General features: G+C 70.6%; 26 protein-coding genes. 12 read left to right on the top strand and 14 right to left on the bottom strand.

Going from position 1 to position 24,363, the window contains the following annotated elements:
- Positions 1-214: 214 nt before the first annotated feature.
- The 4 genes from apbC to FKV24_RS14815 all read left to right on the top strand — a co-directional run bounded on the left by apbC (position 215) and on the right by FKV24_RS14815 (position 3,975).
- Positions 215-1,066 carry an iron-sulfur cluster carrier protein ApbC gene (gene apbC / locus FKV24_RS14830; protein WP_141482936.1) on the top strand — a complete coding sequence of 284 codons (852 nt, stop codon included), beginning with the start codon at positions 215-217 and terminating at the stop codon, positions 1,064-1,066.
- 235 nt (positions 1,067-1,301) lie between these two features.
- Entirely contained in the window at positions 1,302-2,672 is a 1,371-nt protein-coding gene (locus FKV24_RS14825; protein ID WP_111266131.1) for a S8 family peptidase, read from the top strand.
- A 169-nt stretch (positions 2,673-2,841) separates the two neighbouring features.
- On the top strand, positions 2,842-3,408 hold the full coding sequence (dcd, locus tag FKV24_RS14820) for a dCTP deaminase (protein ID WP_111266132.1): 567 nt from the start codon (positions 2,842-2,844) through the stop codon (positions 3,406-3,408).
- A 48-nt stretch (positions 3,409-3,456) separates the two neighbouring features.
- Complete coding sequence (locus FKV24_RS14815; RefSeq protein WP_141482935.1) at positions 3,457-3,975, top strand: RDD family protein; 519 nt, start codon at positions 3,457-3,459, stop codon at positions 3,973-3,975.
- 84 nt (positions 3,976-4,059) lie between these two features.
- Here FKV24_RS14815 and pcp read toward each other — a convergent pair whose 3' ends face one another.
- The 8 genes from pcp to FKV24_RS14775 are packed head-to-tail and all read right to left on the bottom strand — an operon-like array spanning position 4,060 to position 10,036.
- Positions 4,060-4,719 (bottom strand): pyroglutamyl-peptidase I, encoded by a 660-nt coding sequence (gene pcp / locus FKV24_RS14810; protein ID WP_211371881.1) that lies wholly within the window; start codon positions 4,717-4,719, stop codon positions 4,060-4,062.
- 27 nt (positions 4,720-4,746) lie between these two features.
- Entirely contained in the window at positions 4,747-5,715 is a 969-nt protein-coding gene (locus FKV24_RS14805; protein WP_141482934.1) for a DUF979 domain-containing protein, read from the bottom strand.
- The gene (locus FKV24_RS14800) at positions 5,702-6,436 is read right to left on the bottom strand and encodes a DUF969 domain-containing protein (RefSeq protein WP_249041035.1); all 735 of its coding nucleotides are present in this window, start codon (positions 6,434-6,436) and stop codon (positions 5,702-5,704) included. Before FKV24_RS14800 ends, FKV24_RS14805 begins: the two co-directional genes overlap by 14 nt.
- A 13-nt stretch (positions 6,437-6,449) precedes the next feature.
- The gene (locus tag FKV24_RS14795) at positions 6,450-7,202 is read right to left on the bottom strand and encodes a 5-oxoprolinase subunit PxpA (RefSeq protein WP_141482933.1); all 753 of its coding nucleotides are present in this window, start codon (positions 7,200-7,202) and stop codon (positions 6,450-6,452) included.
- Between the two features lie 42 nt (positions 7,203-7,244).
- Complete coding sequence (locus tag FKV24_RS14790; protein WP_111266136.1) at positions 7,245-8,222, bottom strand: 5-oxoprolinase subunit C family protein; 978 nt, start codon at positions 8,220-8,222, stop codon at positions 7,245-7,247.
- A 10-nt stretch (positions 8,223-8,232) separates the two neighbouring features.
- Complete coding sequence (pxpB, locus tag FKV24_RS14785) at positions 8,233-8,943, bottom strand: 5-oxoprolinase subunit PxpB (protein WP_141482932.1); 711 nt, start codon at positions 8,941-8,943, stop codon at positions 8,233-8,235.
- An 11-nt stretch (positions 8,944-8,954) separates the two neighbouring features.
- Positions 8,955-9,377: an HIT domain-containing protein gene (locus FKV24_RS14780; protein WP_111266137.1), complete on the bottom strand. Its 423-nt coding sequence runs from the start codon at positions 9,375-9,377 to the stop codon at positions 8,955-8,957.
- Positions 9,374-10,036 carry a dienelactone hydrolase family protein gene (locus tag FKV24_RS14775; RefSeq protein WP_141482931.1) on the bottom strand — a complete coding sequence of 221 codons (663 nt, stop codon included), beginning with the start codon at positions 10,034-10,036 and terminating at the stop codon, positions 9,374-9,376. The genes FKV24_RS14780 and FKV24_RS14775 overlap by 4 nt, the downstream gene beginning before the upstream one ends.
- 234 nt (positions 10,037-10,270) lie before the next feature.
- Here FKV24_RS14775 and rimO point away from each other — a divergent pair, with 234 nt between their 5' ends.
- Positions 10,271-11,641 carry a 30S ribosomal protein S12 methylthiotransferase RimO gene (gene rimO / locus FKV24_RS14770; protein ID WP_141482930.1) on the top strand — a complete coding sequence of 457 codons (1,371 nt, stop codon included), beginning with the start codon at positions 10,271-10,273 and terminating at the stop codon, positions 11,639-11,641.
- A gap of 81 nt (positions 11,642-11,722) precedes the next feature.
- On the opposite strand, the gene FKV24_RS14765 is transcribed toward rimO, so the two are convergent.
- A complete protein-coding gene (locus FKV24_RS14765) occupies positions 11,723-12,958 on the bottom strand; it encodes an MgtC/SapB family protein (RefSeq protein ID WP_170288327.1) in 1,236 nt (411 codons plus the stop codon).
- Between the two features lie 203 nt (positions 12,959-13,161).
- Between FKV24_RS14765 and FKV24_RS14760 the strand changes: the two genes are divergently transcribed.
- A complete protein-coding gene (locus FKV24_RS14760; protein WP_141482928.1) occupies positions 13,162-13,707 on the top strand; it encodes a hypothetical protein in 546 nt (181 codons plus the stop codon).
- 33 nt (positions 13,708-13,740) lie between these two features.
- Here the strand turns inward: FKV24_RS14760 and greB are convergent, their stop codons facing one another.
- The 3 genes from greB to FKV24_RS14745 all read right to left on the bottom strand — a co-directional run bounded on the left by greB (position 13,741) and on the right by FKV24_RS14745 (position 16,426).
- Positions 13,741-14,256: a transcription elongation factor GreB gene (greB, locus tag FKV24_RS14755; RefSeq protein WP_111266142.1), complete on the bottom strand. Its 516-nt coding sequence runs from the start codon at positions 14,254-14,256 to the stop codon at positions 13,741-13,743.
- Between the two features lie 9 nt (positions 14,257-14,265).
- A complete protein-coding gene (locus FKV24_RS14750; protein ID WP_141482927.1) occupies positions 14,266-14,781 on the bottom strand; it encodes a copper resistance protein NlpE in 516 nt (171 codons plus the stop codon).
- A 115-nt stretch (positions 14,782-14,896) separates the two neighbouring features.
- On the bottom strand, positions 14,897-16,426 hold the full coding sequence (locus tag FKV24_RS14745; protein WP_141482926.1) for a helicase HerA-like domain-containing protein: 1,530 nt from the start codon (positions 16,424-16,426) through the stop codon (positions 14,897-14,899).
- A gap of 130 nt (positions 16,427-16,556) precedes the next feature.
- Between FKV24_RS14745 and FKV24_RS14740 the strand changes: the two genes are divergently transcribed.
- Both FKV24_RS14740 and FKV24_RS14735 read left to right on the top strand, forming a co-directional pair.
- The gene (locus tag FKV24_RS14740; protein WP_141482925.1) at positions 16,557-18,122 is read left to right on the top strand and encodes a transglycosylase SLT domain-containing protein; all 1,566 of its coding nucleotides are present in this window, start codon (positions 16,557-16,559) and stop codon (positions 18,120-18,122) included.
- Positions 18,119-18,802: a lysoplasmalogenase gene (locus FKV24_RS14735; protein ID WP_249041034.1), complete on the top strand. Its 684-nt coding sequence runs from the start codon at positions 18,119-18,121 to the stop codon at positions 18,800-18,802. The genes FKV24_RS14740 and FKV24_RS14735 overlap by 4 nt, the downstream gene beginning before the upstream one ends.
- A 13-nt stretch (positions 18,803-18,815) precedes the next feature.
- Here the strand turns inward: FKV24_RS14735 and asd are convergent, their stop codons facing one another.
- Together asd and FKV24_RS14725 are read right to left on the bottom strand one after the other, a co-directional pair.
- Entirely contained in the window at positions 18,816-19,670 is an 855-nt protein-coding gene (asd, locus tag FKV24_RS14730; protein ID WP_141482924.1) for an archaetidylserine decarboxylase, read from the bottom strand.
- A complete protein-coding gene (locus FKV24_RS14725; protein WP_111266147.1) occupies positions 19,667-20,314 on the bottom strand; it encodes an SCO family protein in 648 nt (215 codons plus the stop codon). The genes asd and FKV24_RS14725 overlap by 4 nt, the downstream gene beginning before the upstream one ends.
- A gap of 93 nt (positions 20,315-20,407) precedes the next feature.
- Here FKV24_RS14725 and prmB point away from each other — a divergent pair, with 93 nt between their 5' ends.
- The 4 genes from prmB to FKV24_RS14705 all read left to right on the top strand — a co-directional run.
- Positions 20,408-21,379: a 50S ribosomal protein L3 N(5)-glutamine methyltransferase gene (gene prmB, locus FKV24_RS14720; protein ID WP_111266148.1), complete on the top strand. Its 972-nt coding sequence runs from the start codon at positions 20,408-20,410 to the stop codon at positions 21,377-21,379.
- A 6-nt stretch (positions 21,380-21,385) separates the two neighbouring features.
- The gene (aroC, locus tag FKV24_RS14715; protein WP_141482923.1) at positions 21,386-22,504 is read left to right on the top strand and encodes a chorismate synthase; all 1,119 of its coding nucleotides are present in this window, start codon (positions 21,386-21,388) and stop codon (positions 22,502-22,504) included.
- 145 nt (positions 22,505-22,649) lie between these two features.
- Positions 22,650-23,663 carry an aspartate-semialdehyde dehydrogenase gene (locus FKV24_RS14710; protein WP_141482922.1) on the top strand — a complete coding sequence of 338 codons (1,014 nt, stop codon included), beginning with the start codon at positions 22,650-22,652 and terminating at the stop codon, positions 23,661-23,663.
- Between the two features lie 166 nt (positions 23,664-23,829).
- A partial coding sequence (locus tag FKV24_RS14705) for a type IV pilus assembly protein FimV (RefSeq protein ID WP_425481649.1) occupies positions 23,830-24,363 on the top strand: 534 nt, incomplete at its 3' end.

Below are 24,363 nucleotides of genomic sequence, written 5' to 3'. Positions count from 1 at the left end.
TGAACCGCCCGTCTTCGTGACAGGTGGCTTGCGCGGCCGTTTTGAGCGGCCACGCTCCATGGAACGCAAGCGGCGGCCAACCCCCTACCTCGGTCTGGCGGATAAGGCGTGCCGGCCTCGCCGGAGGCTCAGCATGGGGCAGGGCATTTCCTTGGCGGGTACGGGGTGACCAGTAAAATGCGGTATCCCGTTCCCCGCATGGCTGCCCCCGTCTATGTCCGTCTCCGCCCACAAGGTCCAACCGAATCTGTCGCCCATCCCGGGCATCCGCAACATCATCGCGATCGGCTCGGGCAAGGGCGGGGTCGGCAAGTCGACCACCGCGGTCAATCTGGCCCTGGCGCTGGCGGCCGAGGGCGCCCGGGTCGGCGTCCTGGATGCCGACATCTACGGGCCCAGCGTGCCGGCGATGCTCGGTTTGTCGGGGCGCCCGGACAGCCCCGACGGCAAGACCATCGAGCCGATGCGGGCCTACGGGGTCGAGGCGATGTCGATCGGCCTGCTGGTCGACCAGGACACGCCGATGATCTGGCGCGGGCCGATGGCGACCTCGGCGCTGACCCAGTTGCTGGAGCAGACCCGCTGGGGCGGCGAGGAGGGCCTGGACTACCTGATCGTCGACCTGCCGCCCGGAACCGGCGATATCCAGCTGACCCTGGCCCAGAAGATCCCGGTGGCCGGCGCGGTGATCGTCACCACGCCGCAGGAGATCGCCACCCTCGACGCGCGCAAGGCATTGAAGATGTTCGAGAAAGTCGAGGTGCCGGTGCTGGGCCTGATCGAGAACATGGCCGTGCACGTGTGCTCGAACTGCGGCCACAGCGAGCACATCTTCGGCAGCGGCGGCGGCGCACAGATGGCCGAGCGCTACGGGGTGCCGTTGCTGGGCAGTCTGCCGCTGGATGTCGGCATCCGCGAACAGGGCGACGCCGGCAGCCCGATCACCGCCGCGGCTCCGGATTCGCCGGCGGCCCAGGCCTACCGGCAGGCGGCCTGGGCGATGGCGCAGGCGCTGGATGGGCGGCCGCGTGCGCCGATGCCGATCTCGGCGTCATTGCGGGACTGAGTCACAAATATGAATAAATCTTGAATGGACTCGCGCAGGGGGCCGGCGCCGGGTTGTTGCGCCCGCAGCATCGAAAAACAGCCTTGATCCGAAAAGAAAAAAGACAGATTCGGCAAAGACGGTGCGAGTCGGGCTGAGGGTTTTTCCCGGGCTGCGCGATCTGACAGGTTCTGCTAGCGTCGATCGGTCGCCCGTTTTGGGGCGTCGTGCAAGACCATTTTCTGGGGGTTAGTGCATGAACCGAGCAGTTCGCAGTTCCATCCTGGCGGGTGCGGTAGTGGCCGTCCTTGGCGTTTCGTCGGTCGCGGTCGCCGGTGGGCGTCCGGACCTGGTGCTGAGGGATCTGGGCGCAGGCAAGGCGCACCGGGCCGGGGAGTTGATCGTCAAGTTCCGCGACGGCGTCGACGCCGACCAGCGTGGTGCGGTCCGCGGCGGACTGCGCGCGCAGCAGGCCAGGACCGTCCATCGCGGCCGCAACGGCGGCGACGTGGAGCTGATGCGACTGCCGGCCGGCATGGCGCTGGGCGTCGCGATCAAGGCCCTGCAGAACGACCCGGCGGTCGAGTACGCCGAGCCGAACTGGACCTACCAGCACTTCGCGACCTCCAACGACACCTACTACACCAACGGCTCGCTGTGGGGCATGTACGGCAACACCACCAGCCCCTCGAACGCCTACGGTTCGCAGGCCGCCGAGGCCTGGGCCGCCGGCCATACCGACTGCAGCAACGTCTATGTCGGCGTGATCGACGAGGGCATCTACTACAACCACGAAGACCTCGCCGCCAACGTCTGGACCAATCCCTACGATCCGGTCGACGGCATCGACAACGACGGCAACGGCTATGTCGACGACGTCCATGGCTGGGACTTCGAGGGCGGCGGCAACGACGTCAACTCCGGCGGCTCCAACGACGACCACGGCACCCACGTGTCCGGCACCATCGCCGGCGTCGGTGGCAACGGCAAGGGCGTGGCCGGCGTGTGCTGGTCGGGCGTGAAGCTGATCAGCGGCCGCTTCCTCGGCCGCCGTGGCGGCAGCACCGCCGACGCGATCGAGGCGGTCGACTACATGACCGACCTGAAGGTCCGCCACAACATGAACATCGTGGCGACCAACAACTCCTGGGGCGGCGGCGGTTTCTCGCAGGCGCTGCAGGACGCGATCGGGCGCGCCGGCGATGCCGACATCCTGTTCATCGCCGCGGCGGGCAACGATGCCTACGACAACGATGCGCGGGCGAGTTACCCGTCGAACTATTCGAACGCCAACATCATCGCGGTCGCCTCGATCACCAGTTCCGGTGCGCTGTCGAGCTTCTCGCAGTGGGGCGCGACCACGGTCGACCTGGGGGCCCCTGGCTCGGCGATCTATTCGACCGTGCCGGTCCGCTCGAAGGGCAACGTGGTGTCGGGCTATGCCAGCTACAGCGGCACCTCGATGGCGACTCCGCACGTGACCGGCGCCGCGGCGCTGTACGCGTCCTCGCATCCGACCGCCACCGCGGCGCAGATCAAGGCGGCGATCCTGAACGCCACGGTCGCGACCCCGTCGCTGCAGGGCAAGGTGCTGACCGGCGGCCGCCTGGACGCCAGCGGCTTCTGATCGACCCGGTTCTGATCGACCCGGTTCTGATCGATCCGGCAATCGTATGACCAGAGGGGCCCGGGCGACCGGGCCCTTCTGCATGCGGCGGCGGGAGCGGGCGGGGCCGCGCATCGCGGACGGCCTGCGGCTAGAATCGGCGTTCCCCAAGACAGGTGACACGTCCCGAATGAGCATCAAGTCCGACCGCTGGATCCGCCGCATGTCCGAGCAACAGGGCATGATCGAGCCGTTCGAGCCCGGCCAGGTCAAGCATGCCGGCGGCGAGCGGATCGTCAGCTACGGTACCTCCAGCTACGGCTACGACGTGCGCTGCTCGCGGGAGTTCAAGGTCTTCACCAACATCAACTCGACGATCGTCGACCCCAAGCATTTCGACTCCGGCAGCTTCGTCGACGTCGAGTCCGACGTGTGCATCATTCCGCCCAACTCCTTCGCGCTGGCGCGCACCGTCGAGTATTTCCGGATCCCGCGCGACACGCTGGTGGTCTGCCTGGGCAAGAGCACCTACGCGCGTTGCGGCATCATCGTCAACGTGACCCCGCTGGAGCCGGAGTGGGAAGGGCACGTGACCCTGGAGTTCAGCAACACCACGCCGCTGCCGGCGCGGATCTACGCCAACGAGGGGGTCGCGCAGATGCTGTTCTTCCAGTCCGACGAGGTCTGCGAGACCAGCTACCGGGACCGTGGCGGCAAATATCAGGGCCAGACCGGGGTGACCCTGCCCAGGACCTGAGCCGGCGGATCGATCTTCAACACAACAGGCAACATGCAAGGAGGGGGTATGCAACAGGACAACAACAATCCGTACCAGAGCCCGCAGACCGTCGTCGAGGACGTGGTCGACGGCGACGACCTGGCCGGCCGCGGGGAGCGGCTCGGCGCGGCGATCATCGACGGTTTGATCATGATCGCGGTGATGCTGCCGTTGATGTACTTCGGCGGCTACTTCAGCCAGGCGATGGAAGCGGCCGCGCGCGGTGAGCAGGTGTCGATGGTGTCGCAGCTGATGTGGGTGGTGATCGGTTTCGTGGTGTTCGTCGCGATCCAGTTCGTGCCGCTGAACGCGAGCGCGCAGACCTGGGGCAAGCGCCTGGTCGGCGTGCGCATCGCCAATCTCGACGGCAGCCAGCCCGGTATCGGCCAGCTGCTGGGCAAGCGCTACCTGCCGGTGCAGGTGGTGACCTCGATCCCGTACCTCGGCGGCCTGATCGGCCTGGTCAACGTGCTGCTGATCTTCCGCGGCGACCGCCGTTGCGGACACGACCTGATCGCCGGCACCCGGGTGATCAAGGCGCGCTGAGTCGGCCGCAGGGCCTTGGCGCGGACCAGAACCCCTCGCTCCGGCGAGGGGTTCTTCGTTTGCGGGTACGACGCCGGATACGGCTCAGTGGGTGGCGCCGGCGGCGACGCGGATGTCCTCATCGGTGGTGAGCGCGGTGCGTACCGCGATCCGCAGTCCGTCGGCGACGGTGGCGACCGGCAGGCTCGCCGCGCCGGGGTGGCGCGCGGCCTGTTCGGGCGAGTAGGGCACGTGGATGAAGCCGCCGCGGACCCGCGGCTTCGCCCTCAGCGCGTGCATCAGACCGTACAGCACGTGGTTGCAGACATAGGTGCCGGCGGTCTGCGAGATCTCGGCCGGAATCCCGGCCTCGCGCAGCGCCAGCATCATCGCCTTCAGCGGCAGGCGGGCGAAATAGGCCGCCGGGCCATCGGCGACGATCGGTGTGTCGACCGGTTGTGCGCCGGCATTGTCGGCGATGCGGGCGTCGTCGACATTGATTCCGATCCGCTCCAGCGAAAGCTGCGCCCGGCCGCCGGCCAGGCCCACGCATATCACCAGCGCCGGCCGGGTTTCGCGGATCGCGGCGCGCAGTTGTTTCAACGAACGGCCGAATTCGACCGCCAGGCAACGTGCGACCACCCGGTGCCCGGCGATGCGGGTGCCGTCGAGCAGGCGCGCCGCCTCCCAGCTGGGGTTGCCGGCATCCTCGCCGAACGGCTCGAAACCGGTCAGCAGTACCGTGGGCAGGGATCGGCGGGACATCGGCGGGCTCCGTCGGAAGGCTTGAGGTCAGAACGCGAACACCAGCCAGTACATCAGCGCGAGGTTGGCCAGCATCAGCGGCAATGCGGTCGGTACCTGCGCGCGGATCACCGCGTTGGGGTCGTCCAGCTCCAGCAGCGCGGCCGGCACCAGGTTGAAGTTGGCCGCCATCGGCGTCAGCAGGGTGCCGCAGTAGCCGGTCAGCATGCCCAGCGCGCCGAGGATCGCCGGATTGGCGCCATGCTGCTGGATCAGCAGCGGCAGGCCGATGCCGGCGGTCATCACCGGAAACGCGGCGAAGGCGTTGCCCATGATCACCGTGAACACGACCATGCCCAGCCCGTAGGCGACGACGCAGGCCAGCCGGCTGTCGGTCGGGATCACCGAGGACACCAGGCTGGCGACCGCTTCGCCGACGCCGCTGGCGCCGAACACGCCGCCCAGGGTCGCCAACACCAGCGGCAGCAGCGCCGCCCAGCCCATCGTGTCGAGCAGGCGCCGGCCCTCGACCGCGGCCATTCGCGGGCGTTCGCCGGTGACCCGGATCGCGACCAGGGCCGAGACCACGCTGGCCAGCGACAGCCCGATCAGGGTGATGCTGCCGGCGCCGAACAGGCGGAATTCGCCCCAGCCCAGCTTGTCGCCGAACAGCACCACCAGCACGGTGATCAGCGGAATCAGCAGGGCCGGCCCGAACAACCGGTGGCCCAGACGCTGGGCCGAGGCCCGGCGCTGCGCTTCCGGCGCCTCGGCCAGGTGTTCGCGGCGCATCCGCGGCGCCAGCAGCGCCAGCGCGATGACTCCCGCGCCGGCCAGTTGCGACGGCAGCGGGTCGCCGGCGGCGGTCGCGGCCAGCACGATGTTGCCGGTGCCGAACAGCGCCGCCACCAGCGACCAGAACGCGGCGTGGGCATAGCGACGGTCGCGCAGGTTGCAGCCGCCGGCATACAGCAGCAGGCCGCCCAGCAGCCAGTAGAACAGGTCAAGGCTGAGCATTCGGGACCTCCCGGCCGGCCGCGGCCAGCCGGCGTCGCATCGCGCGCTCGAACATCCGTACCCGCAGCGCGTGGATCGCGAACGCGGCGATCGCGGTCGGCAGGGCCCACAGCGCGATCTGCAACGGTTCCAGCACGATGCCGTGCTCGGCGTAGAAGCCTTGGATCAACAGCACCGCGCCGATCGCGACGAACACGTCCTCGCCGAAGAACAGACCGACGTTGTCGGTCGCCGCGTCGATCGCGAACAACCGCTGGCGCTCGTCCCTGGGCAGCGGGCCCAGGTCCTTCTCGGCGGCGGCCTCGCTCATCGGCGCCAGCAGCGGCCGCACGGTCTGGGCATGGCCGCCGACATTGGTCAGCCCGAGCATGCTCAGGACCTGGCGCAGGCCCAGGTAGCCGATCAGCAGGCGGACCAGGTTCAGCCGCCGCAGGCCGCCGATCCAGGTGTGGGCATGTTCGCGCAGGCCGGCGCGTTCCAGCAGCCCGATCGTCGGCAGGGTCAGCGCGTACAGCAGCAGGGCGCGGTTGGAGACGAAGCTGTTGCCGAGCAGGGCCAGCAGCTCGGGAATCGACTTGCCCGCGGTCAGGCCGCTGACCAGGCCGGCGGCGACCACCACCACGACCGGGTTGAAGCGCAGCACGAAGCCGACGACGACGCAGGCCACTCCAAGCAGCGGCCAGTAGTTGATGACGGCGTCGCTGACGAGCGCGGCACTCATGGGCGCGGGCCGCTCATCCCGATGCGCCCGGCGCGCGGATGCCGATGCCGTCGGCCTCCAGTGTCTCGCGCAGCCGTCGCGCGAAGGCCGCCGCGTCGGGCCGGTCGCCGTGCAGGCACAGGCTGTCGGCGTGGACCGCGACATGGCCGCCGCCGGCCACCGGTGCGCGCGAACGCAGTACCAGTTCGCGGGTCTGGGCGATGGCGGCGTCGATGTCCTCCAGCACCGCGCCCGGGGTACCGCGCGGCAGCAGGCGGCCGTCGTCGCCGTAGCCGCGCTCGGCGAACACTTCGTGCGCGACCCGCAGCCCGTTGGCTTCGCCGGCCGCGGTCAGCGCCGAACCGGACAGCCCGTACAGGATCAGGTCCGGATCGAACTGCACCACCGCCTCGGCGATCGCCTCGGCGACGGCGGCATCGCGCGCGGCCATGTTGTACAGCGCCCCATGCGGTTTGACGTGGGCCAGGCGCACGTCCTCCTCGGCGGCGATGCGCGCCAATCGCCGCAGCTGCGCGGTGACCAGCAGCATGACGTGACCGGATGTCACGGGTTGTTCGCGACGGCCGAAGTGCTCGCGGTCGACCAGCCCGGGGTGGGCGCCGGCGGCGACGCCGTGATCGCGACACAGGCGCAGGGTCGCGCGCATGCTGTGATCGTCGCCGGCGTGGCCGCCACAGGCGATGCTGGCGCTGCTGATCAGCGGCACGATCGCGGCGTCGTCGCCGCAACCCTCGCCCAGGTCGCAATTGAAATCGATGTCCGGCACCGGGCCCGGTCCATGATGGATATGCGAAAGGAGCCTAGGCAATCAGCCCGCCGGTGGCAACGACCGCAGCCGCTCGTCGAGCAGGTACTCCAGTCGCCGCCACTGCGCCCGCCGCGCCTCTCGCAGCGAGGCGGCGGTGTCCGCGTCCACCGCCACCAGTTGCAGGGCGGTGCCGGGGCCGGCCTGGGCCAGCAGCGGCAGATCGGCGGTGATGACATGGCCGATCCGGCGGTAGCCGCCGGTGGTCTGGGCGTCGGCCAGCAGCACGATCGGTTGACCGTCCGGTGGCAACTGGAGGGTGCCGGGGGCGACCGCGGTGGAGACGATGTCGCCGGCGGGCACCTGCAGCGCTTCGCCCTGCAGGCGCAGGCCCTGGCGGTTGCTGCGGACATCCACCCGCCATGGCCGCGATGCGAGCGCGCGCGCGGTCTCGTCCAAGGCCATGGCGGGGACGAAGTGCACGACGATCGCCGCATCCGGCAGCGGGTCGAATTCGACCCACCACGAAGGCTGCCAGGGCAGTTGCGGCGACGGCAGACCGGCGCTGGCCGCCAGCAGCACATCGCCGCGGACCAGGGCGCGGCCGGCATGGCCGCCGAAGCCGCCGCGCAGATCGGTGCTGCGGCTGCCCAGCATCGGCGGGGTGCGCAGGCCGCCGGCGATCGCCAGCCAGCCGCGGATTCCGTGCCGCAGCGGGCCGATCCGCAACGAACCCGGTGGCAGTCGTACCGGCCGGCCGCTGCCGACAGGGGTGCGGGTGCCGTCGCCAGCGGTATGCGAGGCTTCGACCTCGGCGCCGCACAGGGCGATGGTCGTCGGCGCGTCCAGACGCAGGGTCGGGCCGATCAGGGTGTATTCGAGCACGGCCGCATCGGCCGGGTTGCCGACCAGGCGGTTGGCCAGCCGCGCCGCGTCCGGATCCAGTGCGCCGGCGGCGGCGACGCCGAGATGGCGCCAACCGGTGCGGCCACGGTCCTGGACCGTGGTCAGCGCGCCGGGCTGCTCGACCTGCAACTTCATGTGCCCGGCCTCATTCGCCCGCTCCGGTCCGCCGGCCGGCGAGCCGTTCGAAGGTATCGGCGTCGATCGCGCGGAAGCGCACGCGGTCGCCGGGCGCGAGCAGGGCCGGGGCCTCCAGGCTGGGATCGAACAGCACCAGCGGCGTGCGGCCGAGTATCCGCCAGCCGCCGGGGCTGTCGCGCGGATAGATGCCGGTCTGGTGGCCGCCGATCGCGACCGAGCCGGCGGGAATCCGCGTCCGCGGCGTCGCCAGTCGCGGCAGGGCCAGGGTCGCGGGCAGTCCGCTCAGATAGGGAAAGCCCGGCGCGAAACCGATCATCGCGACCGTGTACACCACCGAGGCATGGCGGTGGGCGAGGGTGTCCGCGTCCAGGCCCAGCTCCCGCGCGGCGTCGTCCAGGTCGGGGCCGAAACGCCCGCCGTAGCTGACCGGGATGTCGACCACGCGTCCTGCCGGGGTCCGTGGCTGGTCGTCGTCCCGGTCCAGCGCGGCCTGCAGCCAGCGCGCCACCGCGTCGGCGCCGACCACGTCGAGGTCGAAGAACACGCCCAGGCTCGAATAGGCCGGGACCAGGTCGGTCACTCCCGGCAGGCGCTCGCGGTCGAGCCGGGCCGCCAGCGCGTGCACCCGCGTCAATGTGGCGGTGTCGACCGAGTCGCCGAATCCGACCAGCCAGGCGTCTTCGGCGAGCGCTTGCAGCGCCGGGGCGGAGGCGGGCACCTGTGCGCCGCTCACCTGTCCAGGGCGCGCCCGAGCCGGTCCACGCGGGCGACCAGTTCCTCCGGCGTGTAGGGACGGGCGGCGGCGGTGCCCCAGACCGGTCGCGGCCAGGCGATGTCGTCGCGGAAGCGCGCGATCACGTGCACGTGCAGCTGCGGCACCATGTTGCCCAGCGCGGCCACGTTGAGCTTGTCGGGCTTGAACTCCGCCTGCAGCACCCGGCTGACGGTGTCGATCTCGCGGGTCAGTGCGGCGCGGTCGGCGGCGCGCAGGTCGGTCAGCTCGACCGCGTCGGCGATCCGCGGCACCAGGATCAGCCAGGGGTGGTTGGCGTCGTCCATCAGCCGCAGTTCGCTCAGCCCGAGGTGGGCGACCGGGTGGGTGTCCTCCGCCAGTTGCGGATCCAGGTGCCAGTCGTTCGGTGGCGCGCTCATCGCAGGCTGTCCTCGAGAAACTCCAGGGTGCGCGGCCAGGCCGCGGCGGCGGCCTCTGGCACGTAGTCGTGGCGCTGGTCGCAATTGAAGCCGTGGCCGGCGTCGTAGACATGAATGTGCGCCTGCGGCAGCTTCTCGCGATGGGCCTGGACCGCGGCCGGCGGGATGCTGGCGTCGTGCTCGCCGAAGTGGAACATCATCGGCGCGCGCAGCGGCTCGTCCAGGAACGCCACGCTGCGGCTGCCGTAGTAGCCGACCGCGGGCAGGCCGAGCCGGGTGTTGCACAGGAAGGCGAGGGTGCCGCCGTAGCAGAAGCCGACCGCGCCGGTGCGCAGGCCCTCGGCCTGAAGCAGTTCGGCGGCCGCCGCGGCGCAGTCCATTGCCCGCTCCAGCCCGAGCGCGGCGACCAGGGTGCGGCCGCGCTCGATGCCGGCCGCGTCGTAGTCGAGTTCGACCCCGCGCTCGACCGGATCGAACAGCGCCGGCGCCAGCGCGGTGAAGCCGGCCTCGGCCAGCCGTTCGGCGACGCTGCGGATGTGCGCGTTGACGCCGAATATCTCCTGCAGGACCACCACCGCCCCCTTGCCGGTGCCGACCGGGTCGGCGCGCCAGGCACCGATCGGGCCGTGCGGAGTGACGAGGTCGATCCAGTGGGACATGCGGCAATCTCCGTTCAGGTGGACACAGGGAGGTGCTGGGGCGCCCTGAACCGCCGATTCTAGGGCCTGGCGGGTGTTCGCGCTGGCCTCGCCTGGGTGACTGCAGGTGCCGGCGCGGTCGTTGCCGGCACCGATGCGAGCGGCCCCGGGGCTATAATTCGCGCCCCGCCGCCGTCCCGTCGCGCGCCCGACACCGCGCCGGTCCGCGCTCGCCCCCCGTTCCAGGTTGCCCGCATGACCCAGCCCACCGCCAAGTCCGCCAATCCCAGGGTCGGCTTCGTCAGCCTCGGCTGCCCGAAGGCCCTCGTTGACTCAGAACGCATCCTGACCCAATTGAAGGTCGAGGGTTACGATCTGGTGCCCAGCTACGACGACGCCGACGTGGTCGTGGTCAACACCTGCGGCTTCATCGATTCGGCGGTGGCCGAGTCGCTGGACGCGATCGGCGAGGCGATGGCCGAGAACGGCAAGGTCATCGTCACCGGTTGCCTGGGCAAGCGCGAGGAGGTGATCCGCGAAGCCCACCCGGGCGTGTTGTCGATCAGCGGCCCGCAGGACTACACCAGCGTGATGAGCGCGGTGCACACCGCATTGCCGCCCCGGCACGATCCGTTCGTCGACCTGGTGCCGCGGCGCGCGCTGGAGGACAGCGCCGATGTCGGCATCAAGCTGACCCCGAAGCACTACGCCTACCTGAAGATTTCCGAGGGCTGCAATCACCGCTGCAGCTTCTGCATCATCCCGTCGATGCGCGGCGACCTGGTCAGCCGCCCGGTCGATCAGGTCCTGCGCGAGGCCGAGAAGCTGGCGATGGGCGGGGTGAAGGAATTGCTGGTGATCTCGCAGGACACCTCCGCCTACGGCGTCGACCTGCGCTATGCCGAGCGCGAGTGGCGCGGCCGCGCCTGGCAGACCCGGATGAAGGCCCTGTGCGAGGGGCTGTCCGAACTGGGCATCTGGACCCGCCTGCACTACGTGTACCCGTACCCGCACGTCGACGACATCATTCCGCTGATGGCCGACGGCAAGCTGCTGCCGTATCTGGACATCCCGTTCCAGCACGCCAACCCGCGCATCCTCAAGCTGATGAAGCGCCCCGGCGCGGTCGACAAGACCCTGGAGCGGATCCAGCGCTGGCGCGGGATATGCCCCGACATCACCATCCGCAGCACCTTCATCGTCGGCTTCCCGGGCGAGACCGACGGCGAGTTCGAGCAGTTGCTGGACTTCCTGGAGGAGGCCCAGTTGGACCGCGTCGGTGCGTTCGCCTACTCGCCGGTCGAGGGGGCTGTCGCCAACGATCTGCCCGACCCGGTGCCCGAGGAGGTCAAGCAGGAGCGGCTGGCGCGGTTCATGGAGCTGCAGGCCGATATCTCGACCGCGAAGCTGGAAGCCAAGGTCGGCACCACCCAGCGCTGTCTGGTCGATGCGCTCGACGGTGAGCTGGCGATCGCGCGCTCGATGGCCGATGCGCCGGAGATCGACGGCCTGGTGCAGATCCAGAACGGCTTCGAGGCGGGGCTGAAGCCGGGCGAGTTCGTCGACGTCCAGATCATGGGCAGCGACGAGCACGACCTGTACGGCGAAGTCGCGTTCGACGACTGAGCCCGCGGCATCGCGGTCGCGGCATCGGCAGGCGGGCGTTCGGGTCCGCCTCGTCGTTTCCGGGACGGTGGCGGCCGCCGTTCAGCCCGCCAGCCAGGTCAACAGCAGTGCCGCGGCGGCCATCGCCGCCAGTCCGCCGGCGACCTGCAAGGCGTAGCCGCGCGGACCGCTGGCGACCGCGAGCACGCCCTTGGCCAGCGCCGATGCCAGCAGCAGGCCGGCCAGGCCCAACCGCGCGTGTTCGAGGGTCATGCCGTCGCCCTGGGCGAGCTGGGCGACGCTGGCCGCGGCCGCGTGCAGCTCGGCCAGCGCCACCAGCATCGCCGCGACCAGCGCGCCGGCATCGCCGAACAGGCTGCGCAGCCAGGCCGAGAGCAGCAGCACCGCACTGATCAGAAGGCCCAGCAGCAACGCCTGGCCGATCTTGAACGCGCGCGCCGACGGTGCCGAGGGCAGCGCTTCGACCCGGTCGCGGTCGAGCAGGCCCCAGGCCGCCGATACCAGCAACGCCAGTCCCGCGCCGAGCAACGGCCACAGGCTGGCGCGCAACAGGGTCGGCGAGACGGTGCCGACGACACCGGCGAACAGCAGCAATGAGGCGAGGTTGGCGAGCAGGGCGGCCGATGCCGCCGGCGCGACGTGCGCCGGGTCCTGCCGTGCCTGCTGGCCGAAGCCGGCCACCGCCGCGGTCGACGAGGCGAAGCCGGAGAAGAAGCCGGCGATCGGCAGTCCCCAGCGCGCCCCGACCAGGCGCAGGGCGAGGTGGCCGATCATGCCCACGCCCATCACCAGCACCACGATCCGCCATAGCGCCGACGGCACCAGCACGCCCCACGGGTCGATCGGCTTGTCGGGCAGCAGCGGCAGGATCACCAGCGCGGCGGCGGCCAGCATCAGCCCGTCCTGGAGTTCCTGCTCGGCCAGCCAGCGGCGGGCGAAACCCTGCAGGGGCCGCTTGGCGAACAGCAGCAGCGCCGCGACCACCGCCAGCCCGCCCGCCCACGGCGGCGACAGCTGCGCCAGCGCCGCCAGCAACGGGGTGACCAGCAGGGCGACTTCGCCGGTCAGCCCGGGGTCGGTCTCGCGCGTGTGCAGATAGCCGGCAATCGCGTAGGCGGTGATCGCCAGCAGCAGGACCACGAACACGGCCGGGCCGATGACGATCGCGACGGCGGCGGCGGTCGCCGTCAGGGTGTGGGTGCGTACCCCGGCCACCGCGATGTCGTCGGGGGTGTGGTGGCGTTCGCGGATCACGCCGATCAGCAGTCCGATCGAGATCGCGGTCAGCAGGCCTTGCGCGGACAGGGATGGGTTCACGTCGACTCCCGGAGGTGATGCGGCCATGGTACGGCGTCGGTGCCGGCCGGTGCTGCAACGACGACGCGAGCTGAACGGGGCGGGGGCGGCCTAGACGGTCCTGTCACGGTGCCCGTGCTTGCATGGTCTCAGCGCAAGCTGCCGGCGTTACGCGTTCCGGCACCCGCGCCGGGCGGCTGCATGGCACTGCGCGAGGAGGGCCCATGCCTACCACCATGACCGACCACTCCCACAAGCACCGTCACGACTTCCATATCAGCGTGCCGGGCGCGCACATCTCGATGAAGGCCGTGGTCTGCGCCAGCGTCGCCGCCGGCATCGTGTTCCTGGTGCTGGAGCTGATCCTGACGCCCCTGTTGATGGGAGTCAGCAGCTGGGTGCCGATGCGGATGATCGCCGCGATCACGATGGGCCGGGCGGTGCTGCCGCCACCGGAGACCTTCGAGTCCGGCGCGGTCGCCGCGGCCCTGGTCGTCCACTTCATCCTGTCGTTCGTCTACGCGCTGGCATTCGCGTTCTTCGCCAAGGGCCGCTCGTTGCTGACCGATACCCTGCTCGGCGCCGGGGTCGGCCTGCTGTTGTACGCGGTCAACTACTACGGTTTCACCCAGTTGTTCCCGTGGTTCGCCGAGATGCGGCACTGGGTGTCGGCGCTGATCCATCTGGCCGCCGGCGCGACGATGGGCGCGACCTATGCCTGGAGCGTGCAGCGGTTCGTACCGCCGTCGCATCCCTCGACAGGTGGGTGACGGGCGTCCCGCGGCAGCGGGAGGGCGGGCGCATCAGTCGAGGTCGATGCGGCCGTATTCGATGGCGACGATGGTGTAGCGGGCGAGGCCGCCGGGCAGCTCGGCGTCGAATTCGTCGTCGAGGCGCTTCTTCAGCATCGCTCGCGCCAGTGGCGAGTCGATGCTGATCCAGCCGCGACCGGCGTCGGTCTCGTCGGGACCGACGATCCGGTAGCGTCGGCATTCGCCGTTGTCGATGTGCTCGATCTCGACCCGCGCGCCGAAGAACACGACCTGCGGGTCGCTGGGAGCGGCATCGACGACCTTCAGCGCCGGCAGCCGCTTGCTCAGGTAGCGCACCCGGCGATCGATCTCCCCCAACTGCTTCTTGCGGTAGGTGTACTCGGCGTTCTCCGAGCGGTCGCCCTCGGCCGCCGCCGCGGCCAGTGCCTGCACCACCTCGGGCCGGCGGACGCGCCACAGCACGTCCAGCTCGGCCTTGAGGCGGTCGTGGCCCTCGCGGGTGATCAGCGCGGTGCTGCGTTCGGGGGGCGGACGCCAACGACCCATGGTGGTCGCTTACTCCGCGGCCGCCGCATCGGCATCGCCAGCGGCTTCGCGACGCAGGCCGTAGTCGAGGGTGCTGTCGATGTCCTGGCCCTCGATGTCGAGCAGGCGCAGTTCGTCGACCGAGACCAGCCGGTACAGGCGATCGTCGTCGCGCTTGCTGTTCGGGTCCAGGCGCAGACTCTCGCCGGTCGCAGGCTCGCCTTCGACGGTCCAGGTGCCGCCCAGCTCGAAGTCGCCATCGGCCTGGTCCTGATAGTGCTCATCGAGCTTGAAGGTGCCGTCGGCCATCAGTTCCAGACGGGTGTCGATGCCGGGGCAGCTGGCGCAGGGCAGGGTGCCGGCGAAGACGCCGGGCAGGGCCTTGGTGTCGATCGGCGCGACCGTCTCGGTGGCGGGCGGTGCGACGGCCTCGGCCGCCGGCGCGGGTTCGGCAGCGGCTTCGGCGGCGGGCTCGGGCTGCTTCTGGCAGGCGGCCAACAGCAGGGTGGCGGTGGTGGCGGCGAGAATCAGGGGAAAGCGACGCATCCGTGGACTCCTTGTGGTCGGGTGGGCGTTGTGTGGGGGGCTGGAAAACGGAATCGGATGGAACCGATGTTGCGGACGCTGGCAGCGCGGCGCTGAACGTCGCCCGAAGCCGGGCTCAGCGCTTGCCGCCGAACAGGCCGCCGAGCAGGCCGCGCACGATCTGCTGGCCGATCCGGCTGCCGACGGTGCGCGCGGTCTGCTTGGCCATGGTCTCGACCATGCCCTGGCGGCGCTTGGTGCCGAACACCGCGTCCTTGATCGCCTGGCCGAAGCCGCCTTCCTCGGCATCGTCGTCCTCGCGCCGGCGCGCCGGCGGCGCCTTGGCCTGCTCGGCCGCGGCCTGGGCCTTGGCGGCGAGCATCTCGGCGGCGGACTCGCGGTCGACCGGGGTGTCGTACTTGGCACCGACCGGACTGCCGGCGCGGACCCGTGCCCGCTCGGCCTCGGTGATCGCGCCCATCCGGCAGCGCGGCGGCGCGATCAGGGTGTGCTCGACCGGCATCGGCACGCCCTTGTCCTGCAGGGTCGATACCAGCGCCTCGCCGGTGCCGAGCCGGGAGATCGTCTCGACCACGTCCAGCGCCGGGTTGGCGACGAAGGTCTCCGCCGCGGTCCGCACCGCTTTCTGGTCGCGCGGGGTATAGGCGCGCAGCGCGTGCTGCACGCGGTTGCCGAGCTGACCGAGGATCTCGTCGGGGACGTCGTCGGGGAACTGCGAGCAGAAGTACACGCCCACGCCCTTGGAGCGGATGATCCGCACCACCTGCTCGACCCGTTGCCGCAGGGCCGGCGGCGCGTCGTCGAACAACAGATGGGCCTCGTCGAACACGAACACCAGCTTCGGTTTGTCCAGGTCGCCGACCTCGGGCAACTGCTCGAACAACTCCGACAGCAGCCACAGCAGGAAGCTCGAATACAGCCGCGGCTTGAGGATCAGCTTGTCGGCGGCGAGCAGGTTGATCACGCCGCGGCCGTCGGTGGTGGTGCGCATCAGGTCGGCCAGGTCCAGCGCCGGCTCGCCGAAGAACATCTGCGCGCCTTCGCCCTCCAGTCGCAGCAGCGCACGCTGGATCGCGCCGATCGACTGCGCGCTGACCAGGCCGTAGGCGGTGGAGATGTCCTTGCGCTCGGCGGCGACCAGGCCGAGGAGGGCACGCAGGTCCTCCAGGTCGAGCAGCAGCAGGCCGCGGTCGTCGGCGAGCCTGAACACGATGTCGAGCACGCCCGACTGGGTATCGTTGAGGCCGAGGATGCGGGCGAGCAGGGTCGGGCCCATCTCGCTGACGGTGGTGCGGACCGGGTGGCCGAGCTGGCCGAACAGGTCCCAGAACACGGTCGGGCTGCCTTCGCTGGCGTAGCCGTCGATGCCGATGCGGTCGATCCGCTCCTGCAGCCTGTCGCTCATCTCGCCGGGCACCGCCAGGCCGGCGATGTCGCCCTTCACGTCGGCCATGAACACCGGCACGCCGATCCGCGAGAAGCCCTCGGCCAGCACCATCAGGGTGACCGACTTACCGGTGCCGGTGGCGCCGGCGACCAGACCGTGGCGGTTGCCCAGCCGAGGCTGCAGGACGACGTGGCCAGGACCGTCGGACGCGCCGTCCGTCGTGCCGGTGATGGCCTTGCCGATGAGGATAGGGTCCATGCTCGACTCCATTCAGGTTCCTGGCGATTCTAGGTGCAAACCGAGACGGCGGGCATCGTGACCGGCGGTGGTTGTGATACCGAGAGTGCAGACGATACCCTGCGCCTTCGTTTTTCATCAGCCGTCGTTCATGCCCGCTTCCGCTTCTTCGTCCACGCACTTCCCCGCTCGAGCGTCCGCTCGCGTCGCCGCCACCGCCGCCCTGTCGGTCGCTCTCGTCACCCTGCTGTCGCCAGCGCCGGCCGAGGCGCTTTCGCGCCGCGACCAGGCCGCGGTCGAATCGATCGACCAGCGCATGCAGGCGGCCGAGGCCAAGTACCGCGAGGCGATGGTGATGACCGGCAACGCCGACCCGGAGGGCGCGCGGATCGGCGACGAGGCGCTGGAGGACATGGAGGACGTGATGGCCGACTGCGCGAAGCAGCGCGGCTGCTCGCCGACCACCCTGCTGGCCACCTACAAGCGCCTGCTCAAGCTCAATGTCGACGCCCAGGACCCGTTCGCCGGCCAGTTGGACCCGGCCGATGCCGACCCCGACCACGTCGACCTGGGCGAGGGCGAGTCCGATCCGCTGGCCGCCGACGTGCCCGAGGCGGCCCGCGCCGCCGCGCTGCTCGACGACCGCCGCCACCGCTTCGACGAGATGGTCAAGTACAACCCGGCGGTGCAGGCCGGCATTCGCCGCTGGCTGACCGACATGCGGCCGTCGCTGATGAACAGCTACGAGAACTACCAGTACATGCGCCACCTGATGTGGCCGCACTACGAGCGCGCCGGCCTGCCCGAGGCGCTGCTGTTCGGGATCATGGCCAAGGAGTCCAACGGCAAGGTGCACGCGCGCTCGCGCGCCGGCGCCGCCGGGCCGATGCAGTTCATGTACGCGACCGGCCAGCGCTTCGGCCTGGGCAAGGACAGCCACGGCTTCGACACCCGCTACGACCCGTATGCGGCCTCCGAGGCCAGCGTGCGCTATCTCAACGAGCGGATGGGCGAGCTCAACCGCAACATCGAACTGGCGCTGGCCGCCTACAACGGCGGCGAAGGCCGCGCCCGCCGCATCCACCGGGAGCACCCGGGCCAGGACTTCTGGGACGAGTCGGTCTACAACGAATTTCCCGCCGAGACCCGCGACTACGTGCCGATGGTGATCGCCGCCGCGTGGCTGTTCCTGCACCCGAAGCAGTACGGCATCGAATTCCCGAAGGTCGACCCGCGGCCGGCCGCGCTGACCCTGGCGCAACCGACCTCGATCTACCAACTGACCATCTGCCTGGGCAGCGGCGGCACCCGCGACGGCTACATGCGCGCGTTGCGCAACCTCAATCCGCGCTATGACGCCGATACGGTGCTGCCGGCCGGCACCGTGCTCAACGCGACCACCCGGGTGGCCGGCCTGTACAACCGCTGGTGCGTGCGTGGCGCGCGTGCCGAACTGGCACGCACCCTGGTGCTCAGCGATCCGGATCGGGCGATCGTGCGTACCGGCACGGTGACCCGCGTCGCCGACACCGCGGTCGCGGCGGCAGCGCCGCAGCGTCCGCGCACCTACCGGGTGCAACGCGGCGAGACGCTTTCGTCGATCGCCCGCAAGTTCTCCTGCGGCACCGGTGAGCTGGCCCGGGCCAACGGCATCCGCCCGCCGCGCTACACCATCCGGCCCGGCCAGAAGCTGAGCCTGGAGGGCTGCGGCGGGTGAATCGCGGCGCGCGGGCGCCGGCCTGGTTGTGGGTGGCGATCGGCGCCAGCGGCGCGCTGGCGGTCGCAGGCGCCTGGGGCGAGGGCCCCACGGCGCTGCACTACCTGTTCAAGCCGCTGACCACGCTGTTGATCGCCGGCGGCCTGTGGCGTCATCGCGACCGCGCCGATGGCGGCTATGCCCATCGCGTGCTGGTCGGCCTGTTGCTGTCGACCGTCGGCGACATCGCCCTGATGTTTCCCGGCGACGCCTGTTTCATGATCGGCCTGGGCGCGTTCCTGCTCGCCCACCTGGCCTACTGGTCGGCGTTCCGGCGGCGGCTGAAGTCGGTGGCCGGACGCGGTCCGCAGTGGCCGTGGCTGGCCTATGTCGCCGTCGCCGCGGCGGTGCTGGCGGTCCTGTGGCCGCATCTGCCGGGTGCGCTGCAGGCGCCGGTGCTGGCCTACATCGCGGTGCTGGTGGCGATGGCCGCAAGCGCCGCGCAGGCCTGGCGGCGTGTGGGCGGCGGTGCCGGCTTCGCCGCGCTGGGCGGGCTCAGCTTCGTGGTCTCGGATGCGAGCCTGGCGCTGGACCGGTTCGTCGCGCCGCTGCCGGCCGCGGTGCTGCTCGTGCTGGCGAGTTACTGGTTCGCGCAGGCGCTGATCGCGCGTTCGGGAATGTCCGAACGCGACGCGGGCTGAGCGCGGGACGGAGTCAGGGCGTCGGCAAGCGCTCGCCCAGACGCTGGCCCAGCCGTACAGGCGTTTCCGCGCCCAGGTCCGGGGCCAGTTCGGCGACCCCGGGCGGCAGCAGCACGACCACGGTGGAGCCGTAGTTGAAGCGGGCCATCTCCTCGAAGCGCTCCAGCAGGATGTCCTGGCCGCGATAGTCCTTGCGGGTCACCCGGTCGGCGTAGGCCGGAATCTCCTCGCCGCTCCATACCGTTTCGACCCCGGAGACCAGCAGGGCGCCGACCATCACCGAGGCCATCGGCCCGAAATCGGTGTCGAAATGGCAGACCAGGCGCTCGTTGCGGGCGAACAGGCGCGGCACGTTGCGGACCGCGTCGGGGCCGACGCTGAACAGACGTCCGGGCACGTGCACGGTCTCGCGCAGGGTGCCGGTCCAGGGCATGTGCACGCGGTGGTAGTCGCGCGGCGACAGGTAGACCGTGGCGAAGCGGCCGCCATGGAATGCGGTTGCATCGGCCTCGCTGGCCAACAGCTCGGCGGCGCTGAACGACTGCCCCTTGGCCTGGAAGATGCGGCCGTCGGCGTCGATCGGGCCGCACTGGCTGATACGGCCGTCGGCCGGCATCAGCAGGGCGCCGGGGTCGGGGTCGGGCGTGCGCGCGCCGGGCCTGAGCGCGCGGGTGAAGAAACTGTTGAAGGTCGGGTAGGCGGTCGGGTCCGGCTGCGCCGCCTCGGACAGGTCGACGCCGAACTTCCGCGTCACCGTGTCGATCAGCCACTGCTTGATCCGCGGGTTGTCCGAGTACGCCAACCCGCGGGCCAGCGACGACAGCAGCCGGTGCGGCAGGGCATAGGTCAGCGTGGTGACCAGGCTCATGGGCGCGCGTCCCCGGTCAATGCCGCCAGGTCGGCGGCGATCTTGGCCGGCTCCAGCGGCGGCCGGATCAGGCCGGCCATCCGGCCCTGCGGATCGAGCACCGCGATCGTCGCGCTGTGGTCGATCGAATACTGGTCGGCGGGCACGCCTTCCGGCGGCGGCACCTTGGCGAACACCATGCTCAGCGACGCCGCCAGCTGCTCCAGCGCCGGCAGGCTGCCGGTCGCGGCCAGGGTGTCGGTGTGGAAGGCGTGGGCGTACTGGCCGATCAGCTCGGGGGTATCGCGTTCGGGGTCGACCGAGACGAACAGCACCCGCGGCCGGGTCGGTTCGGGGATGCTTTCCCAGGCCTTCTGCGCGCGTGCCAGTTCCGCCAGGGTGGTCGGGCAGACGTCGGGGCAGTGGGTGAAGCCGAGGAAGACCGCGGTCCAGTGTCCCTGCAGCTCGGAAGGCTCCAGCGGCGTGCCGTCGGACTGGGTCAGCTCGAACGGGGGCAGGGTGCGGACCGGCTGGAACAGCCGTACCGTCTGCAGCTCCGGCGCGGGCGCGCCGCCGGCCGGTCCGAAGTAGCGCGTCGCCGCCCACAGGCCCAGTCCGGCGGCGAGGGCGACGATGAGGATATAAGCAGTGGTGCGGTTGAACATGATCGATCCGACTGAGAACGCGGGGGCATGATAGCGGCCATGCGCGGCCTGCGGCGGCTATAATCGCCGGCCATCCCCCGACCCGCCGTGAACATGCCCGTGAGCCCGCCCCCCAGCGACGGTCCCCTGAGCGCCAGCCCCGAGTCGGCGACGTTCGAGCAACTGACGATCGTCGACCTGATCCGCCATGGCGGCAGCCTGTTCGCCGAGGCCGGGCTGACCTTCGGCCACAGCTACGACAACGCACTCGACGAGGCGACCCAGCTGGTGCTGCACGCGCTGCACATGCCGCACGACCTCAGCCCGGTCTACGGCCAGTCGCGGGTCACCACCGCGGAGAAGGCGAAGGTGCTGGCGCTGTTCGGGCGCCGCATCCGCGAGCGCGTCCCCGCCGCCTACCTGACCGGCGAGGCCTGGTTCGCCGGCCTGAGCTTCAAGTCCGACCCGCGCGCGCTGGTGCCGCGTTCCCCGATCGCCGAGCTGATCGAGGCCGGCTTCGAGCCCTGGCTCGGCGGCCGCGAGGTCCGGCGTGCGCTCGATCTGTGCACCGGCTCGGGCTGCATCGCGATCGCGACCGGGCACTACCATCCCGATTGGGAGGTGCACGGCATCGACATCAGCGACGATGCGCTGTCGCTGGCGGCCGAGAACAAGGCGCGGCTGCACGCCGACAACGTCGCCTTCCGCAAGTCCGACCTGTTCTCCGCGCTCGACGGCGAGGTCTACGACCTGATCGTCACCAATCCGCCCTATGTGACCGACGACGAGACCGATGCGCTGCCGCAGGAGTACGCGCACGAGCCCGAGCTGGGCCTGCGCGCCGGCGACGACGGTCTCGACCTGGCGCTGCGGATCATGCGCGACGCGCCCGCGCACCTGAGCGAGCACGGCCTGCTGATCTGCGAGGTCGGCGAGGCCGAGCGCGCCCTGGTCGAGCTGCTGCCGGAGCTGCCGATGGCCTGGGTCGAGTTCAAGGTCGGGCAGATGGGCATCTTCGTGGTCGAGCGCCAGGACCTGGTCGAGCACCGGGACCGGATCCGCGAACTCGCCGACGCGCGCGGCTGACCGGCGATGTCCGACAACAGCTTCGGCCGGCTGCTGCGCGTCACCACCTTCGGCGAGAGCCACGGGCCGGCGATCGGCTGCGTGGTCGACGGGCTGCCGCCGGGCATCGCGATCGTGCCGGAGGATTTCCGCCAGGACCTGGAGCGGCGCGCGACCGGGCGCACCCGCCACACCTCGGCGCGGCGCGAGAGCGACGAGGTCGAGATCCTGTCCGGGGTCTACGAGGGCGTCACCACCGGCACCCCGGTGGCCCTGCTGATCCGCAACACCGACGCCCGCAGCAAGGACTACAGCCGGATCGCCGCGCAGTTCCGCCCCGGCCATGCCGACTATGCCTACTGGCAGAAGTACGGCGTGCGCGATCCGCGCGGCGGCGGCCGCTCCTCGGCGCGCGAGACCACGATGCGGGTGGCCGCCGGCGTGATCGCCAAGAAGTGGCTGGCCGAGCGCCACGGCGTGCGCATCCAGGGCTGGCTGTCGCAGTTGGGCGCGATCGTGCCGGAAGGCTTCGACCTGTCGGTGGTCGAGGACAACCCGTTCTTCTGGCCGCACGCCGAGCAGGTGCCGGCGCTGGAGGCCTACATGGACGCGCTGCGCAAGTCCGGCGACTCGGTCGGCGCGCGCGTGGACGTGATCGCCGAAGGGGTGCCGCCGGGCTGGGGCGCGCCGATCTACGGCAAGCTCGACGGCGCGTTGGCGGCGGCGCTGATGAGCATCAACGCGGTCAAGGGCGTGGAGGTCGGCGACGGCTTCGCCTCGGTCGCCCAGTCCGGCAGCGAGCATCGCGACGTGATGCATGCGGACGGTTTCCAGTCCAACCATGCCGGCGGCGTGCTCGGTGGCATCAGCACCGGCCAGCCGGTGCGCTGCTCGGTCGCGTTCAAGCCGACCTCGAGCCTGCGCCTGCCGGTCGAGGGGCTGGACGTGCATGGCGATGTCGTCGAGGTGGTCACCACCGGTCGCCACGACCCCTGCGTGGGCATCCGTGCGACTCCGATCTGCGAGGCGATGGTGGCGCTGGTGCTGATGGACCAGGCCCTGGTCCACCGCGCCCAGTGCGGCGATGTCGGCGAGGTGCCGCCGCGGATTCCCGGCGAACCCGCCGAGGGCTCGAAAAAACGATAGCGGCCAGTCGTCAGGCGCGCCCCCGCTGGGCCCGGGCAGCGCCGTTCCGGCTGAGCCGCGTTGAGCGAACAGGGCCCGACGCCGATCCATCCGGGCGCGCGACCCAGACCTGCGCGGCGCCCCAGACTCCAAGGAATCCAGAATCATGAGCAAGACCTTCAACGTAGCCGTCGTCGGCGCCACCGGTGCGGTCGGCGAGACCATGCTGGCGATCCTCGCCGAGCGCCGCTTCCCGATCGGCACCCTGCACGTGCTCGCCAGCGAGCGCTCGGCCGGCGGCACCATCGAATACCGCGGCGAGGAATACATCGTCCAGGACCTGGCCGCGTTCGATCCCGCCGGCGTCGACATCGCGCTGTTCTCCGCCGGTGGCAGCGTGTCCAAGGAGTACGCGCCGAAGTTCGCCGCCGCCGGCGCGGTGGTGATCGACAACTCCTCGGCCTTCCGTTACGACGACGATGTGCCGCTGGTGGTGTCGGAGGTCAATCCCGAGGCGATCGCCGACCGTCCGCGCGGCATCATCGCCAACCCGAACTGCTCGACCATGCAGATGCTGGTCGCGTTGGCGCCGATCCACCGCAAGTACAGGATCGAGCGCATCAACGTCGCCACCTACCAGTCGGTGTCCGGCGGTGGCCGTGCGGCGATGGAGGAGCTCGGTCGCCAGACCGGCGCGCTGCTGAACTTCCGCGACCCCGAGCCCGAGCGCTTCCCGGTCCAGATCGCGTTCAACCTGATCCCGCACATCGACGACTTCCAGGACAACGGTTTCACCAAGGAAGAGATGAAGATGGTCTGGGAGACCCGCAAGATCCTCGGCGACGACTCGATCATGGTGAACCCGACCGCGGTGCGGGTGCCGGTGTTCTACGGTCACTCCGAGGCGGTCGCGATCGAGACCGCGAACCCGGTCACGCCGGACGAGGCGCGCGCGCTGCTGGCCGCCTCGCCGGGCATCGAGATCGTCGATGAGCGCAAGCCCGGCGGCTATCCGACCCCGGTCACCCACGCCTCGGGCAACGACGCGGTCTATGTCGGCCGCATCCGCGAGGATCTGTCGCATCCGCGCGGGCTCAATCTGTGGATCGTGTCCGACAACATCCGCAAGGGCGCGGCCTTGAACGCGGTGCAGCTGGCCGAGCTGGTCGCGGCGGAGTGAGCCGCGAGCCGGTCCGGATATCGGCATCGATGTCGCTCGGGGCGGGGGCCTTCGCTCCCGCCTCGCTGGCCGGGCGTGGTTGCAGGGCGATCGCCGTCACGCGTTGCGCCGTGCACGCCGCGCCGGCTAGAGTCGGCAATCTGGGGGAGACGAAACAGGTGCTCTTGTGAAGCAGTTCGCGCGTTGTGCGTTGGCACGTAGTGCATTGGCGCTCGCGCTGGTGGTGGCCAGCAGTTCGGCGTCGGCATTGGGCCTGGGCGAGATCGTGGTGCGATCGCGTCTGGACCAGCCGTTGCTGGCCGAAATCCCGATCATCTCCAACGACCCGGCCGAGCTGGAGCGCCTGCAGGCGCGACTGGCCTCGCCGGAGACCTTTGCCCGCGTCGGTCTGGAGCCGCCTCAGGGCGTGGTGTCGAACCTGCGCTTCATGGTCGGCCTCGACAACGCCGGCAACCCGGTGGTGCGGGTCACCAGCGCGCAGCCGGTCGACCAGGCCGCGCTGACCTTCCTGATCGAGGTCGACTGGGGGCAGGGGCGGCTGGTGCGCGAGTACTCGGCGCTGCTGGACGCGCCGCGCACGGTGTCGGCCGCGGCACAGCCTCCGATCGAGGCGCCGACCGTCGCGCCGTCGAACCAGATCGTGCGCGAGCCGGCGGTGTCCGACGAGGCCGCGGCCGATGCGGTGGCGGCCGGGGATGCC

It is taken from the genome of Marilutibacter maris (assembly GCF_006546735.2).
In the GTDB taxonomy this organism is placed as follows: domain Bacteria; phylum Pseudomonadota; class Gammaproteobacteria; order Xanthomonadales; family Xanthomonadaceae; genus Marilutibacter; species Marilutibacter maris.
The sequence above is the reverse complement of the archived record's forward strand: the minus strand, read 5'-3'. Positions and strand labels throughout refer to the sequence as shown.

Excerpts from the sequence above, each read along its gene's own strand:
- apbC (WP_141482936.1), top strand. The coding sequence starts at position 215 with ATGTCCGTCTCCGCCCACAAGGTCCAACCGAATCTGTCGCCCATCCCG.
- FKV24_RS14825 (WP_111266131.1), top strand. The coding sequence starts at position 1,302 with ATGAACCGAGCAGTTCGCAGTTCCATCCTGGCGGGTGCGGTAGTGGCC.
- dcd (WP_111266132.1), top strand. The coding sequence starts at position 2,842 with ATGAGCATCAAGTCCGACCGCTGGATCCGCCGCATGTCCGAGCAACAG.
- FKV24_RS14815 (WP_141482935.1), top strand. The coding sequence starts at position 3,457 with ATGCAACAGGACAACAACAATCCGTACCAGAGCCCGCAGACCGTCGTC.
- pcp (WP_211371881.1), bottom strand. The coding sequence starts at position 4,719 with ATGTCCCGCCGATCCCTGCCCACGGTACTGCTGACCGGTTTCGAGCCG.
- FKV24_RS14805 (WP_141482934.1), bottom strand. The coding sequence starts at position 5,715 with ATGCTCAGCCTTGACCTGTTCTACTGGCTGCTGGGCGGCCTGCTGCTG.
- FKV24_RS14800 (WP_249041035.1), bottom strand. The coding sequence starts at position 6,436 with ATGAGTGCCGCGCTCGTCAGCGACGCCGTCATCAACTACTGGCCGCTG.
- FKV24_RS14790 (WP_111266136.1), bottom strand. The coding sequence starts at position 8,222 with ATGAAGTTGCAGGTCGAGCAGCCCGGCGCGCTGACCACGGTCCAGGAC.
- FKV24_RS14780 (WP_111266137.1), bottom strand. The coding sequence starts at position 9,377 with ATGAGCGCGCCACCGAACGACTGGCACCTGGATCCGCAACTGGCGGAG.
- FKV24_RS14775 (WP_141482931.1), bottom strand. The coding sequence starts at position 10,036 with ATGTCCCACTGGATCGACCTCGTCACTCCGCACGGCCCGATCGGTGCC.
- rimO (WP_141482930.1), top strand. The coding sequence starts at position 10,271 with ATGACCCAGCCCACCGCCAAGTCCGCCAATCCCAGGGTCGGCTTCGTC.
- FKV24_RS14760 (WP_141482928.1), top strand. The coding sequence starts at position 13,162 with ATGCCTACCACCATGACCGACCACTCCCACAAGCACCGTCACGACTTC.
- greB (WP_111266142.1), bottom strand. The coding sequence starts at position 14,256 with ATGGGTCGTTGGCGTCCGCCCCCCGAACGCAGCACCGCGCTGATCACC.
- FKV24_RS14750 (WP_141482927.1), bottom strand. The coding sequence starts at position 14,781 with ATGCGTCGCTTTCCCCTGATTCTCGCCGCCACCACCGCCACCCTGCTG.
- FKV24_RS14745 (WP_141482926.1), bottom strand. The coding sequence starts at position 16,426 with ATGGACCCTATCCTCATCGGCAAGGCCATCACCGGCACGACGGACGGC.
- FKV24_RS14740 (WP_141482925.1), top strand. The coding sequence starts at position 16,557 with ATGCCCGCTTCCGCTTCTTCGTCCACGCACTTCCCCGCTCGAGCGTCC.
- asd (WP_141482924.1), bottom strand. The coding sequence starts at position 19,670 with ATGAGCCTGGTCACCACGCTGACCTATGCCCTGCCGCACCGGCTGCTG.
- FKV24_RS14725 (WP_111266147.1), bottom strand. The coding sequence starts at position 20,314 with ATGTTCAACCGCACCACTGCTTATATCCTCATCGTCGCCCTCGCCGCC.
- prmB (WP_111266148.1), top strand. The coding sequence starts at position 20,408 with ATGCCCGTGAGCCCGCCCCCCAGCGACGGTCCCCTGAGCGCCAGCCCC.
- aroC (WP_141482923.1), top strand. The coding sequence starts at position 21,386 with ATGTCCGACAACAGCTTCGGCCGGCTGCTGCGCGTCACCACCTTCGGC.
- FKV24_RS14710 (WP_141482922.1), top strand. The coding sequence starts at position 22,650 with ATGAGCAAGACCTTCAACGTAGCCGTCGTCGGCGCCACCGGTGCGGTC.